The organism is Sanguibacter keddieii DSM 10542 (assembly GCF_000024925.1).
GTDB classification, from domain to species: Bacteria; Actinomycetota; Actinomycetes; order Actinomycetales; family Cellulomonadaceae; genus Sanguibacter; species Sanguibacter keddieii.
This window is the reverse complement of the sequence record NC_013521.1, coordinates 830144-843724: the sequence shown is the minus strand read 5'-3', so window position 1 is coordinate 843724 and position 13581 is coordinate 830144. Positions and strand designations below refer to the sequence as shown.

The window sequence follows — 13581 nt, the reverse complement described above, 5'->3', positions numbered from 1 at the left end:
TGCATGCGTGCTCGGTACCTGCAGGTGCGCTGGTCGGTGGCCATCAGTCCCACTCGAACCCTCCGCGACGCCACTCGTACACGAACGGCACGGTGATCAGGGCGAGGAACGAGAGCATCGCGACCAGGCCGAACATGGCCAGCGTCGAGAAGTCGACGGCCCAGGGGTAGAGGAACACGACCTCGATGTCGAAGATGATGAAGGTCATCGCCACCAGGTAGTACTTGACCGGGAAGCGCCCGCCTCCCGCGGCCTGGGGCGTGGGCTCGATCCCGCACTCGTAGGCGTCGAGCTTGGCCCTGTTGTAGCGCTTGGGGCCGATGACCGCGCTCGCGGCGACGCCGCCGAGGGCGAGGACCATCGCGATCCCCATGAGGACCAGCAGCGGGACGTAGGGGTTGTTCATGCCTTCGGCACCACCCTCGTGAGCCCGGCGATCACACGGTCGACGACGTCGCCTCCGTGGGGCTCGTAGCAGTCGGACAGGAGCTTGACGACGAGCCTCATGACGAGCGGCCGCGGCAGCCCGTAGGTGGTGCACAGCCGCATGACGCGCGGGTGCTCGATGACCCGGACGAAGATCCGTCCGAGCGTGAAGTAGCCGCCGAGCTCACGGCTCATGGCGTCCGCGTAGGTGGACAGCGCCCGCTCGCGCGAGTCGTCCGTGGTGCGCGCGGTCGCCTGCGAGACGACGTCGGCCGCCACCCGCCCCGCCTGCAGGGCGTAGGCGATCCCCTCACCGTTGAAGGGGCTGACCATGCCGCCGGAGTCGCCGACCAGCATGAGACCACGGGTGTAGAGCGGCTTGCGGTTGAAGGCCATGGGCAGCGCAGCACCGCGCACCGGGCCGATCTGGTTCTCGGGGGTGAACCCCCACTCCTCCGGGGTGTTCTCCATCCAGCGGGCGAACAGGGCCTTGTAGTCGATCTTGGTCGCGGCCGCGGTCGAGGACACCGACCCGAGCCCGACGTTGACGGTGCCGTCACCGAGCGCGAAGATCCAGCCGTAGCCGGGGAGCAGGTTCGACTCGCCGGGCTTGCCGTCCCAGAGCTCGAGCTGGGACTCCATCCACGGGTCGTCGTGGCGCGGGCTGGTGAAGTACGTGCGGACCGCCACGCCCATCGGCCGGTTCATGGCCTTCTCGATGCCCAGCGACGTGGCCATGCGGGCCGAGACGCCGTCGGCGGCGATGACGACGGGGGCCCGGTACGTGGTCTCCTCGCCGGCCCGGCGGCCGTTCGAGTCGACCGGCCGGGCGGTGACGCCGACGACGCGGCCGGTGCGCTCGTCGACCACGGGGCCCGTGACGTTGGTGCGCTCCATGAGCTTGGCGCCGCTCGCGCGGGCGTGCTCGGCGAGCGTCTGGTCGAGGTTCATCCGCGAGCGCGCGAGGCCGTACGACGGGTAGGCGCGCAGCTCGGGCCAGGGGAACTCGAAGGACCGTCCGCCGGCGACGGCCCGGAGGCCGATGTTGCGGATCCAGCCGTCCTCCTCGCGGGTGGGGACGCCCATGCGGACGAGCTCGCCGACCGCGCGCGGGGTGAGGCCGTCGCCGCAGATCTTGTCGCGGGGGAAGGACGACTTCTCCATGAGGATGACGTCGAGCCCGGCAGCGGCGCAGTAGTGCGCGGCCGCAGACCCGGCCGGGCCCGCGCCGACGACGATGACGTCCGCGTCGTCGTTGCCCTGGAGTCTCATGCCCTGCCACCCGTCCGCCGCTGCGAGCCGCGGGTGCGGCCCGTGAGGTCGTGCACTGCCTGTGTGGTCGTGCTCCGCTTGTGAACTTCTTCACAAGCAGTGGGGCAACTGTATCCAGGATCACACCGGGTTGTCTGCTTAGGCATACCTTGCCTGAGGCTCGTAGAAGACCGAGGTCAGAGCGCTGCGGCCGCTTGAGACTCCTCAGGCCGGGCGTGTCGCCCGGTGCAGGGCGACGATCCCGCCGGTGAGGTTCCGGTACCCGACCGACTCCCAGCCCGCCTGCAGCAGCACCCGCCCGAGGCCCTCCTGGTCCGGCCAGGCGCGGATCGACTCGGCGAGGTACTCGTAGGAGCCCGCGTCCTTGGTGACGGCACCGGCGACCTTGGGGAGCGCCCGCATGAGGTACTCGACGTACACGGTGCGGAACGGCTCCCACGTGGGCTGCGAGAACTCGCACACGACGATCCGGCCGCCCGGGCGCACGACCCGCAGCATCTCGCGGAGCGCGCCCACGGTGTCGACCACGTTGCGCAGCCCGAAGGAGATGGTCACCGCGTCGAAGGACGCGTCCGCGAAGGGGAGCCGCGTCGCGTCGCCCGCGGTGAAGGGCAGGTCGGGTCGGCGTGCCTTGCCGACGGAGAGCATGCCGAAGGAGAAGTCGCAGGGCACCACCTGGGCGCCCGCGGCGGCGAAGGGCTCGCTCGACGTCCCGGTGCCGGCCGCGAGGTCCAGGACCCGCTCGCCGGGCTGGGCGTCGACGGCACGCAGCGTCGCGCGGCGCCAGGACCTGGTCTGCCCCGCCGAGACGAGGTCGTTGACGAGGTCGTAGTGCTGGGCGATCCCGTCGAACATCGACGCGACCTCGGTGGGCTTCTTGTCCAGGCTCGCACGTGACATGGCCCCATCGTCTCACCAGTGCACCGGCCCGCGCGCACTCCGGCGTCGCCCTCGGCCGGACGGTCGTACGCTTGGAGGCGATGAGCACCCAGTCGTCCGTGACGGACGTTGCCCCCGAACCGCTGTCACCCCAGCTCGTGGTCCGCACGACGCTGCTCGGCACCGTCCTCGACGACGACCCCGCCGCGCTGCTCGCCCTCCTCCCCCGCACCGCGCCGCTCGCCTGGGTCCGCCGCGGGGACGGGCTCGTCGCCTGGGGCGAGGTCGCCCGCGTCGAGACCACCGGGCCCGGACGCTTCGCCGACGCCGAGGCCGTCTGGGCCTCCCTGCGATCGCGCGCCGTCGTGCGCGACGACGTCAAGGTCCCGGGCACCGGGCCGGTCGCCTTCGGGTCCTTCGCCTTCGACGACGGGTCGGACCAGCGCAGCGTGCTCGTGGTCCCGCGCGTCGTGGTCGGCCGCCGCGGCTCGACCGCGTGGATCACCACCATCACCACGACGCAGACCTCCGCGGGCTCGGCTCCGACCCTCGCGCCGGTGCCGACGCTCGCGCACGTCCTCGACGACGTCGACCCTGTGACCTCCCCCGGCGCGGTCACCTACTCCCGCGGTGCCGTCGCCGACGACGACTGGACGGCGTCGGTCGAGGAGGCCGTCCGCAGGATCCGCGACGGACGCCTCGACAAGGTGGTCATGGCGCGCGACGTCGAGGCCCGCACCGAGCACCCGATCGACCCGCGCTGGCTGCTCACCCGCCTCGCGACCGCGTACACCGGGTGCTGGACCTTCAGCATCGACGGCATGGTGGGCGCGACCCCCGAGCTGCTCGTCCGCAGCGAGAAGGGGCTCGTCACGTCCCGCGTGCTCGCCGGGACCATCCGGCGCACCGGGGGCGAGGAGGCCGACCTCGCGCGGGCCGCGAAGCTCGCGCACTCGTCCAAGGACCTCGAGGAGCACGAGTACGCCGTCGCCTCGGTGGCCGAGGCGCTCGCTCCCTACTGCCAGTCCCTCAACGTGCCCGAGACGCCCTTCGTGCTGCACCTGCCGAACGTGCTGCACCTGGCGAGCGACGTCACGGGGGTGCTGTGCACCTCGGGCACGCCCGTGGCCGGGAACCTGACCAGCACGACGAGCACGGCGTCGGCCGCCGCCCCGGTCGTCGGCGGCCACGGCGTGGCTCCGTCGAGCCTCAGCCTCGCCGCCGCGCTGCACCCGACGGCCGCCGTGTGCGGCACGCCGACCGCCGTCGCGAACGACCTCATCCGTGAGCTCGAGGGCATGGACCGCGCGCGCTACGCCGGCCCGGTGGGCTGGGTGGGCGGCGACGGCGACGGCGAGTGGGGCATCGCCCTGCGCTCGGCCTCCCTCGACCCCGAGGACGACCGTGCTGCCCGGCTGTTCGCCGGCTGCGGCGTCGTCGCGGCGTCGGACCCGGCGTCCGAGCTCGCCGAGACCGAGGCCAAGCTCGAGCCCATGCGCCTCGCCCTCTCGACCACCCCGCTGCCCTAGGCCTCGAGAGCACAGCAGGCCCGAGAGACCGCAGACCTCCCGCGGACGGGCGCGCCCTCGTGGACGCAGAGGAGCGGCGCCACGTCAGGGGGGGACGTGGCGCCGCTGGTGCCTCACCGGCACGAGGGGGGCGTGCCGGCGAGGGGTCTGTGCTCTGCCGTCAGCCGTTCTGGCCGGGGAAGAGGTCCGAGAGGTCCGGGACGTTGTTCGGCGACTCGGAGCCGGGCTGCGTGGCCTCGCCCGGCTGGTCACCCTGGCCCGGGAAGGTCCCCTGGTCGGGGGCGGTGCCGTCGGTGCTGCCCGGGTCCTCGTCGTTGCTGGTCGCCTCTTCGGTCCTGGTCGCGAGCGTCACCGGGACGTCGAGAGCCTTGCCGTCGCGGACCACCGTGAGGGTCACCTCGGTGCCAGTGGTGAGCGCACGGACGAATCCGGTGAGCGACTGGAGGCCGGTCACGGACTTGCCGTCGATCGCGACCACCACGTCGTCGGGCTGGAGACCGGCCGCGGCGGCGGGCGACCCGTCGGTGACCACGCGGACGACCGCACCCTGGCGGGTGGTGCCGTCTGCCGTGGCCTCGCCGTCGGCGAGCGTCACGCCGAGGAACGCGTGCTCCGCCTTCCCCTTCTCGATGAGCTGGCCGCCGATGTTCTGCACCAGGTTCGACGGGATGGCGAAGCCCAGGCCGATCGAGCCGGACTGGCTCGACGCTCCCGACGACGGCAGGGCAGCGATCGACGACGTGATGCCGATGACCTCGCCCTTCGCGTTGAAGAGCGGGCCGCCGCTGTTCCCCGGGTTGATGGCCGCGTCGATCTGGATCGCGTTCGTCACGACGGCCGTCTGGTTGCTGTCGGACGTCGCGGTGCTCACCGGCCGGTCGAGGGCCGACACGATGCCGGTGGTCGCGGTGTTCGACAGGCCGAGCGGGTTGCCGACGGCCATCACCGCGTCGCCGACGTTCACCTGGGACGAGTCGGCGAGGACGGCCGGCTGGAGGTCCTCGGGCGGGTCGACGAGCTTGACGACGGCGAGGTCCGTCGCGGGGTCGAGGCCGACGATCTTCGCCTCGTAGACGCGGCCGTCAGACAGGGTGACCTTGACCGTGTCGTCCACGGCGCCCGAGACCACGTGGTCGTTGGTGAGGATGTGGCCCTGGTCGTCGATGACGACACCGGAGCCCTCGCCCTCGCCCTGCTGCGTGGTCACCTTGATCGCGACGACGGACGGGGCCACGGCGGCGCTCACGGCCTTCCAGTCGGCCGAGCCGTCGGTCGACTCGGCGACCGGGACCGCTCCCGACGAGCCGCTCTGCTTCCCGATGCTGCTGTAACCGGTCGAGCTCGTGGTGCCGGCGGCGCTGTCAGAGCCGATCTGTCCCGTGAGCGCGGCGGTGCCGACGCTCGCCAGGACCGCGGCCAGGACGGCCGTGGTCGCGATCGGCAGCACCAGGCGACGCTTGGGTGCCGCCGCGACGGTGGTCGTGCCCTGCTGCGGCTCCTGCCGGGACGTGGAGGAGAACGGCTGCTGCTGCGGCTGGTGGCCGGGCTGCTCGTAGCCCTGCTGGGCGTACCCGTGCGCGCCGTGCTGAGCGGACGGGCTGTGCTGCGTGCTGCCCTGCTGCTGCGGCTGGTACGCGGTCGGCTGCGCCCGGTACCCACCCTGCTGCGGCTGGGTCGGTGCCTGCGGCTGCGCGAGGGTCGGCGCCACGGGGACGGGGGGCAGCGGACGGGTGGTCTGCTCGGCGGGGCGGACGGGCTCGGTGGGCTGGGCGCCCTGCGTGCGGGCTGCGTCGTCGGCCGGGGTGTTCTGCGAAGTCATGGGGTTCCCTCTCCTCGGGTCTTCCTGCTGACCCACACTCAACCCCGTCGTCCTGGAGCGACCCTTGATCTTCGCTGGGAATTGGCTGCGAATGATGTCCGGTTCGCGAGGTGCCTCGGAGCCCCGGCGCCCAGACGCCCTCGGCCTGCGTCCTACCGCGGCGTCTCGAGCGTCTCCAGCGCGACCGCGACCGCCCGCGCGAGCTCGCGCCCCTGCGGTCCCCGGTCCTGGCGGTCGACCGCCACCTCGACGACGCTGACCCCTGGCCGCGGGTGTGCGAGCACCGCGCGGAGCCGCTCGACGGTCGTCACGGCCTCGTGCGGGACGCCGTAGCCCGCGCAGAGCGAGGCGAGGTCCGCCCCGTGCGGTGTCGCGAAGACCCGCTCGAACACGTCGGCGTGCTCGGGGCGGCCGTGCTCGAGGGTCGCGAAGATCGCGCCCCCGTCGTCGTTGACGACCACCACCTGCGCCTGCACCTCAGGCTCGGAGGGGCCGCGGAGCAGCCCGCCGACGTCGTGCAGGAAGGTGAGGTCTCCGAGCAGCGCACGCACCGTCCGGGGCGCGTGCGCCTGGACACCGAGGGCCACGCCGAGGGTCGTCGAGACCGTGCCGTCGATGCCGGCCAGCCCACGGTTCGCGACCACGGCCGGCGCAGTCTCCCAGCCGGCGACCAGCTCGAGGTCGCGGGCGGGGCTGCTCGAGCCGACCACGAGGACGTCGTCGGGCGCGCTGGCCCGGGCCACCTCGGCTGCGACCGCGAGCGACGACGGACGTCCGCCCGCCGCGCCACCGGCACGGACAGCGTCGGAGACGACGGCACGCGCAGCCCCCGAGGCTGCCAGCCAGCGGTCGAGCCAGGGGCCGGACGCGCTCTCGGGTGCCTCCAGCCACCCGGTCGGGACCGCGGCAAGCACGACGGACGCAGACCGTGCTGCGTCGGGCCACTGCTCCGCGCCCGGGGCGACGACGACGACGCGCGCACCCGAGCCGAGGAGCGCCTGGACGGGCCGCGACACCGTGGGACGCCCGAGGACGACGACCTGTCGGACCTCGGCGGTCAGCGAGGACCCGGAGAGCACGAGGCGGTGCGCAGCCACGAGGTTCGGCCCGCCGCACGCTCCGGAGGACACCTCGGAGAGCAGGGGCCACCCGCGCGCCTCAGCCAGGCGCCGGGCGAGGTCGCCCGCGCCGTCGCCCGCGACGACCACCGTCGCCGGCTCGTCGGCGAGGGCGAGGACCTCGGGCGTCGCGTCGGTCGAGGTGCCGCGCGCGACGACGTCGGTGACCGCGGGGAGGGCAGGCGCCGGCAGGCCGTCCGCGAGCTCTGCCCCACCGTCCGCACCGCCGAGCAGCTCGAGGTCTGCGGCCGTGGGCACGAGCGGGTCGCGGTAGGCGAGGTTCACCTGGACCGGACCGGGGGCGCTGCTGCGGGCCCCGGTGGCTGCCGCGACGGCGCGGACCAGCTGGGCGCGCAGGTCGGTGAGCTCGCCCGGACGCCCGGTCGGCGCGGGGACGTCGAGCGCGAGCCGGGCTGCCCGGCCGAAGATCCCGACCTGGTCCGCCGTCTGGTTGGCGCCGGTCCCCCGGAGCTCGTGCGGACGGTCGGCGGTGAGCAGCAGCAGCGGGACCCCGGCGTGGTGCGCCTCGAGGACGGCCGGGTGCAGGTTCGCCACGGCGGTGCCCGAGGTGGTCACGACGGCGACGGGAGCCGGAGGACGCACGGTCGCCGGTCCGTTCACCTCGTCGGCTGCTCGGTCTGCGTCGAGGGACCCGGCTCGGGCCAGCCCGAGCGCCAGGAACCCGGCGTCTCGCTCGTCGACGCGCACGTGCAGCCGCAGGCCGGGGTGCCGGCCGGTGAGGACCGCGTGCCCGAGGGCGTACGCGAGAGGTGCGCTGCGTGAGCCCGGTGCGAGCACCACCTCACGGACACCGAGGCCGGCGAGCGTCTCGACGAGCGTGTGCGCCGCCACGACCGAGGGGGCGCTGGACGCAGCAGCCGGCGTCTCGGGTGCGACGCCGCGGTCGCCGCCAGCCCCGCTCACGCGCCCGCTCCGTCGCGTCGCGTCGTGGACGTACCGCGGGAGGACCGGATCCCCGCGGCGAGAGCCTCCACGCGCGACACCCGCTCGAGCCAGCGGGCTGCGACGTCGGGCGAGAGACGGCGCGCGTCGGTCGCCGCGAGCGTGGCCGCGGTCGGGACCGGGCGTCCCACGAGGATGTCGCCGTCGACCGGCAGGAGCGGCTCGGGCACCACGTCGTGGGCCAGCAGCTGAGAGGTCGCGAGGCCGCAGGCGTGGTCGAGGCGGGGCAGGGCGGCCGCGAGCGCCACCCCGGCCGCCAGCCCCACCGAGCTCTCGAGGGCGGAGGACACGACGACGGGCAGCCCGACCTGCTCGGCGAGCTCGAGGCAGGCGCGCACGCCGCCGAGCGGCTGCACCTTGAGCACGATGATGTCCGCGGCGTCCTGGCGGACCACCTCGAAGGGGTCCTCGGCCCGGCGGACGGACTCGTCGGCGGCGACCGGGACGTGGGTGCGGCGCCGCACGGCGGCGAGGCCCGCGACGTCCGCGCAGGGCTGCTCGACGTACTCGAGCCCTCCGGCCGCGCGGTCGAGGTGGACGAGGCGCTCGACGGCCTCGTCCACGCCCCAGGCGCCGTTGGCGTCGACGCGGATCGACCCGCCGGGTCCGAGCGCGTCCCGGACGGCCTCGAGCCGGGCGATCTCGTCGGAGAGGGTCTGGCCGCGCTCGGCCACCTTCACCTTGGCGGTCCGGCAGCCGCCGGAGGCGAGGACGATGCTGCGGGCACGCTCGGGGTCGGTCGCCGGGACGGTGACGTTGACCGGGACGCGGGTGCGGACCGCGGCGGGCCAGCCCTCGTCCGCGGCCTCGCGGGCGGCGCGCCACCAGGCGAGGGCCTCCGCGTCGTCGTAGTCCCAGAAGGGGGAGAACTCGCCCCAGCCGGCCTCGCCCTCGAGCAGGACGCCGTCGCGCGCGTCGAGGCCGCGGAACCGGGTGGTCAGGGGGGTCGAGTAGACGTGCACCACCTCAGGTTAGGCCCCGTGCGCCTCATCAAGGGCGCTGTGGGTGCTGACGGCACTGTCGGCGCTGCCGCCTCTGAGGATCCTCGGCACGGGCTCGCCGCCGGGCTCGAGCGCGAGCAGCAGGCGGCGGAGCAGCAGCTCGGCGTGCACCCGCACGTCGCGCCCCTCGCTCAGCGCCGAGACCGCGGCCCCGTCGACCACCGCGACGACCACCTCGGGTCCGGCCGGCACCCCGAGGAGGTCGACGAGCCGGGTCACGGCGTCGTCGAGGCCGGCCCGGCCGGCGGCATAGGCGGCGGCGAGGACCTCGTCGCGGCCCGCGCTCACCAGGTGCTCGTAGTGCCCGCGCACAGCGCGGTCGTCCCCGGCGGGGAGGACCGCGTCGACGAGCACCGCGCACCGGCGCTCGGCCGTCAGAGCGGAGGGGCCGCCCGCACGCCCCTCCACGGCGGGATCGTCGCTCACGGCACCGCCGGGACCGCCGGCCGGCAGGACCTCGGCAGCGAGGGACTCGACGACGCCGTCGGCGTGCGTCGCCCACCTCTCGGCGAGGAGCGTCCCGGCCGCCCCGACGAGGTCGTCGAGCGACGCGAAGTAGTAGGTGGTCGCGGCGAGCGGCACGTCGGCGCGCTGCGCGATGGTCCGGTGGGTGAGGGCCGCGGGACCCACGTCGAGGACGAGGGCGGCCGCCGCGGTGACGATCGCGTCGCGGCGCGCTGCACCCCTGGGCTGGCGGCGCGTCGGCGTGGTCACCCGCAGACCCTAGCGACGCTCTGTGACCGGCATGTTTCGTGGCGGGTCCGCTCGCGGCCCTCCTCGCCTATGGTGGTCCGGTGAGCTCACTCCCCGCACCGGTGTCCCAGACCTTCGACCCCGCCCGGTGGCGGCTCGTCACCGGCTTCGAGGAGCTCACCGACATCACCTACCACCGGGGCGTCGACCGGACCGGTGAGCAGGAGCGCGACCTGCCCGTGGTGCGCATCGCCTTCGACCGACCCGAGGTGCGCAACGCCTTCCGACCGCACACCGTCGACGAGCTGCACCGGGTGATGGACCACGCCCGCATGACCTCGGACGTCGCCGCCGTGATCCTCACCGGCAACGGGCCGAGCCCCAAGGACGGCGGGTGGGCGTTCTGCTCGGGCGGCGACCAGCGCATCCGGGGCCGCGACGGATACCGCTACACGACGGCCGACGACTCCGGGGCCGCGGCGCAGACCGCGGACCACATCGACCCGGCGCAGGCCGGGCGCCTGCACATCCTCGAGGTGCAGCGGCTCATGCGGACCATGCCCAAGGTGGTCATCGCTGTCGTCAACGGGTGGGCTGCCGGCGGCGGCCACTCCCTGCACGTGGTGGCGGACCTGTCGATCGCGAGCCGCGAGCACGCACGGTTCAAGCAGACCGACGCGAACGTCGGGTCTTTCGACGCGGGCTACGGCTCGGCGCTCTTCGCGCGGCAGGTGGGGCAGAAGCGGGCGCGCGAGGTGTTCTTCCTGGCGCGGGAGTACTCGGCGCAGGACGCGTACGAGTGGGGCGCCGTCAACGAGGTGGCCGACCACGACGACGTGGAGGACCTGGCGCTCGAGTACGCGCGCACCATCGCGACGAAGTCGCCGCAGGCGATCAGGATGCTCAAGTTCGCCTTCAACCTGGCGGACGACGGTCTCGCGGGGCAGCAGGTCTTCGCGGGCGAGGCGACGCGCCTGGCCTACATGACGGACGAGGCGGTCGAGGGGCGTGACGCGTTCCTCGAGCGGCGCGACCCGGACTGGTCGGCGTACCCGTACTACTTCTGAGAGCCGCTCCTGAGCGGGCGGGCCGCTCCTGACCGGGCGGGCGTCAGGAGCCGGTGTCAGCCCTGGAGGAACGACCCGAGGAGCACGAGCGCCTCTCGACCGAAGTACGCGGCGCCGACCGAGAGGGCGACGAGCGCCCCGAAGGCCACGAGGACCGGCAGGACGGACGCGGCCCGGCGGGGCTCGCCGGTCGAGTCGTAGCCGGTGACGGCGCGGGACGTGACGGTCTTGCGGGCGGTGCGGGCGGTACGGGCTGCGCGCGAGGTACCGGCTGGGCGGACGGGGAGCCTGGGGTGCGTGAAAGTTGCCATGACTCGATCCTGCCGAGCCGCGCGCACCGGCACATCCAGCCGGCGGCTGGTCCCGCTGGCACCCCTGTCATGCGTCAGGCTGACCCGGCGCGTCCCGGGTCAGCCTGACGGATGAGTCATCCGACCGTGTACTCGCCGCCGTTGCTCGGGACGAGCTCGACCCAGGTGTTGCCGGGCGCCAGCGAGACCGGCTCGCCGTCGGCCCCGGTGAGGGTGACCGGCGCGAGGGTGCTCTCCTTGCTCCACGTCGCCGGGACCGACATCCCGCCCGAGACGACGAGCGCCTCGCCCGTGCCGATCACCTGGGTCTCCGGGACCGGGGTGCCCGCGGGGTCGCGGAACTCCGTGTCGACCACCGGGACGCTCATCACCACGACGTTCGTCGCGGCGAGCTGCTCCCCCGTGACCGACACGGCGGGCGTGGTGCCCTCGGAGCGCAGGTACCGGCCGGAGGCCGCGTCGAAGGCCCAGGACGGCGTGCTGTAGCCGGACATGCGGATCCCGAGCACCGACGCCGGGGTACCGGCGGCCGTGGAGGCCGTGGCGGCGTCCTCCGCGAAGAGGAACTGCTGCGCCGGGGAGTCGAGGTGGTCGGCGTCGGCCTGGCCGGCGAACTCGGCGAGCGCACCGTAGACGTTGTGCGGGGCGCGGCGGTCGGTCGACCGCGAGAACCCGGCGTCGCCGCGGTCGTTGGAGACCACCTGGAGCCCGCTGCCCGCGACGGCGTCGACGAAGGGCGGCTGCCCGCCGGAGAACACCATGAGGCCGTGCAGCGGCGCGATGATGTGGGCGTCCATGGGGCGCACCGAGCGGATCGGCCCGACGACCTCGGGCTGCTGGGAGTGGTAGACCGCGATGTAGCGCGTGACGCCACCCTCCACGACCTCTTCCCAGACGACGTCGGCGTTCTCCAGGCCGGTCTGCGGGCGGGCCTCGCGCGAGTTCTCGATCTTGACCGCGAGGGCCGGCCGGTTGGCGATCTCCTCGGAGGCCACACCGGTGAGCGGCCACGTGGTGGGCAGCGCCGGGTCAGGTGCGGCGGACCGGTCTGCGGTCGCGTCCGGGGTCACCCCTGCGGTCGCGGTGGCACCGCCGGACCCCGAGCAGCCGGCGAGCAGCAGCGCGGTCGAGACCAGCGCGGCGGCGAGCGTCGTCCGACGGTCCCGCCGGAGGGTGGCGATCGGCGTGCGGGTGGTTCGCTGCACGTGGGTGCTCCTTGTGACAGGCCGGGAGACCGGCTGGTGCTGTGCGCGGACGACGGTGGTCGGCCGGTGCGGTCGTGACAAGAGTAGGGCGCGACCTAGGCTGAGTCGGTGAAGGACTCGTCAGAGAACACCGCGAAGACGACGAACACCGCGTTCCGCACGGCGCGTCGGCGGGTGGAGACCGCCCTCGCCGCGCCCGTGGCCTCGGACGACGCGTGCGTGGTCGTGCCGACGTCCGGGTCGACGGGCGAGCCGCGCCGGGTGAAGATCTCGGCCGCGGCGCTGCGCGCGTCGGGCGAGGCCACCGCGGCGCGCCTTGGCGGGCACGGCACGTGGCTGCTCGCCCTGCCGACGACCCACGTCGCGGGGCTGCAGGTCGTGGCGCGGTCCGTGCTCGCCGGGACCGAGCCCGTCGTCCTCGACCTCTCGGCAGGGTTCCGCGGGGCCGGTTTCGCGGAGGCTGCCGGGCGGCTGGGCGCCGGGCGACGCCTCACCTCCCTCGTCCCCACGCAGGTGCACCGGTTGCTCGACGAGGCGCGCGCGGGCTCTCCCGCCGGGCTCGAGGCGCTCGCCGGCTTCGACGCCGTGCTCCTCGGGGGCGCGGCGACGGCGCCGACCGTCCTCGCCGCGCTGCGCGGCGCGGGCGTCCGGGTCGTGACCACCTACGGCATGAGCGAGACCGCCGGCGGGTGCGTGTACGACGGGCAGCCTCTCGACGGCGTGCGGGTGCGCACGGTCGACGGGCGCGTCGAGCTGAGCGGCCCGGTGCTGGCCGACGGCTACGTCGACGACCCGGTCGCGACGGCAGCGGCCTTCGTGACCGGAGGCACAGGGGCAGGCGCTGGGGCAGGCGCAGGCGCAGGCGCACGGTGGTTCCGGACGAGCGACCTCGGCGAGGTCGCGGCCGACGGGACCCTCACCGTGCTCGGCCGGGCCGACGACGTGGTCATCACCGGCGGCGTGAACGTCGCCCCCGCCGCCGTCGAGGCGGCGCTCTCCGGTCTCGACGAGGTCGGCGAGGCCTGCGTCGTGGGGCTGCCGGACCCGGAGTGGGGCCAGGTGGTGGTCGCCGTGGTGACCGTGGCCCCGGGGGCGCCGGACGTGTCGGAGGACACCCTGCTCGCCCAGGCCCGGGCGGTCGTCACCGATACCCTGGGTGCACCGGCCGCACCGCGCCACGTCGTCGTCACCGACGCCCTCGCGCTCCGCGGACCCGGCAAGGTCGACCGCCGGGCGGTCGCGCTGCTCGCGGCGCGTCGGCTCGGTCGACCGACCTCGACGTCCGAACGCTGAACGGA

At 74.4% G+C, this 13581-nt stretch carries 12 protein-coding genes; 3 read left to right on the top strand and 9 right to left on the bottom strand.

Annotated features, from left to right (window positions below; genetic code table 11):
* Positions 1 to 43 precede the first annotated feature (43 nt).
* The 3 genes from SKED_RS03600 to SKED_RS03590 all read right to left on the bottom strand — a co-directional run bounded on the left by SKED_RS03600 (position 44) and on the right by SKED_RS03590 (position 2598).
* Positions 44 to 406, bottom strand: coding sequence for an NADH-quinone oxidoreductase subunit A (locus SKED_RS03600; RefSeq protein WP_012865763.1), 363 nt, complete (start codon positions 404 to 406; stop codon positions 44 to 46).
* Positions 403 to 1698, bottom strand: coding sequence for a geranylgeranyl reductase family protein (locus tag SKED_RS03595; RefSeq protein ID WP_012865762.1), 1296 nt, complete (start codon positions 1696 to 1698; stop codon positions 403 to 405). The genes SKED_RS03600 and SKED_RS03595 overlap by 4 nt, the downstream gene beginning before the upstream one ends.
* A 204-nt stretch (positions 1699 to 1902) precedes the next feature.
* A complete protein-coding gene (locus SKED_RS03590; RefSeq protein ID WP_012865761.1) occupies positions 1903 to 2598 on the bottom strand; it encodes a demethylmenaquinone methyltransferase in 696 nt (231 codons plus the stop codon).
* Positions 2599 to 2678: 80 nt separating this feature from the next.
* On the opposite strand from SKED_RS03590, the gene SKED_RS03585 reads away from it, so the two are divergent.
* The gene (locus SKED_RS03585) at positions 2679 to 4106 is read left to right on the top strand and encodes an isochorismate synthase (RefSeq protein WP_012865760.1); all 1428 of its coding nucleotides are present in this window, start codon (positions 2679 to 2681) and stop codon (positions 4104 to 4106) included.
* A gap of 160 nt (positions 4107 to 4266) precedes the next feature.
* Here the strand turns inward: SKED_RS03585 and SKED_RS03580 are convergent, their stop codons facing one another.
* The 4 genes from SKED_RS03580 to SKED_RS03565 all read right to left on the bottom strand — a co-directional run bounded on the left by SKED_RS03580 (position 4267) and on the right by SKED_RS03565 (position 9721).
* Positions 4267 to 5925 carry a S1C family serine protease gene (locus SKED_RS03580; RefSeq protein WP_012865759.1) on the bottom strand — a complete coding sequence of 553 codons (1659 nt, stop codon included), beginning with the start codon at positions 5923 to 5925 and terminating at the stop codon, positions 4267 to 4269.
* Between the two features lie 152 nt (positions 5926 to 6077).
* On the bottom strand, positions 6078 to 7967 hold the full coding sequence (gene menD / locus SKED_RS03575) for a 2-succinyl-5-enolpyruvyl-6-hydroxy-3-cyclohexene-1-carboxylic-acid synthase (RefSeq protein ID WP_012865758.1): 1890 nt from the start codon (positions 7965 to 7967) through the stop codon (positions 6078 to 6080).
* Positions 7964 to 8971: an o-succinylbenzoate synthase gene (locus SKED_RS03570; RefSeq protein ID WP_012865757.1), complete on the bottom strand. Its 1008-nt coding sequence runs from the start codon at positions 8969 to 8971 to the stop codon at positions 7964 to 7966. The genes menD and SKED_RS03570 overlap by 4 nt, the downstream gene beginning before the upstream one ends.
* A 6-nt stretch (positions 8972 to 8977) precedes the next feature.
* Positions 8978 to 9721: a TetR/AcrR family transcriptional regulator gene (locus SKED_RS03565; protein ID WP_012865756.1), complete on the bottom strand. Its 744-nt coding sequence runs from the start codon at positions 9719 to 9721 to the stop codon at positions 8978 to 8980.
* A gap of 80 nt (positions 9722 to 9801) precedes the next feature.
* Here SKED_RS03565 and SKED_RS03560 point away from each other — a divergent pair, with 80 nt between their 5' ends.
* Positions 9802 to 10767: a 1,4-dihydroxy-2-naphthoyl-CoA synthase gene (locus tag SKED_RS03560; protein WP_012865755.1), complete on the top strand. Its 966-nt coding sequence runs from the start codon at positions 9802 to 9804 to the stop codon at positions 10765 to 10767.
* 56 nt (positions 10768 to 10823) lie between these two features.
* Here SKED_RS03560 and SKED_RS20835 read toward each other — a convergent pair whose 3' ends face one another.
* Positions 10824 to 11078, bottom strand: coding sequence for a hypothetical protein (locus tag SKED_RS20835; RefSeq protein ID WP_012865754.1), 255 nt, complete (start codon positions 11076 to 11078; stop codon positions 10824 to 10826).
* Between the two features lie 116 nt (positions 11079 to 11194).
* Positions 11195 to 12283 (bottom strand): DUF3048 domain-containing protein, encoded by a 1089-nt coding sequence (locus SKED_RS03550; protein ID WP_012865753.1) that lies wholly within the window; start codon positions 12281 to 12283, stop codon positions 11195 to 11197.
* Between the two features lie 108 nt (positions 12284 to 12391).
* On the opposite strand from SKED_RS03550, the gene menE reads away from it, so the two are divergent.
* On the top strand, positions 12392 to 13576 hold the full coding sequence (gene menE / locus SKED_RS03545) for an o-succinylbenzoate--CoA ligase (RefSeq protein ID WP_012865752.1): 1185 nt from the start codon (positions 12392 to 12394) through the stop codon (positions 13574 to 13576).
* Positions 13577 to 13581: the final 5 nt, after the last annotated feature.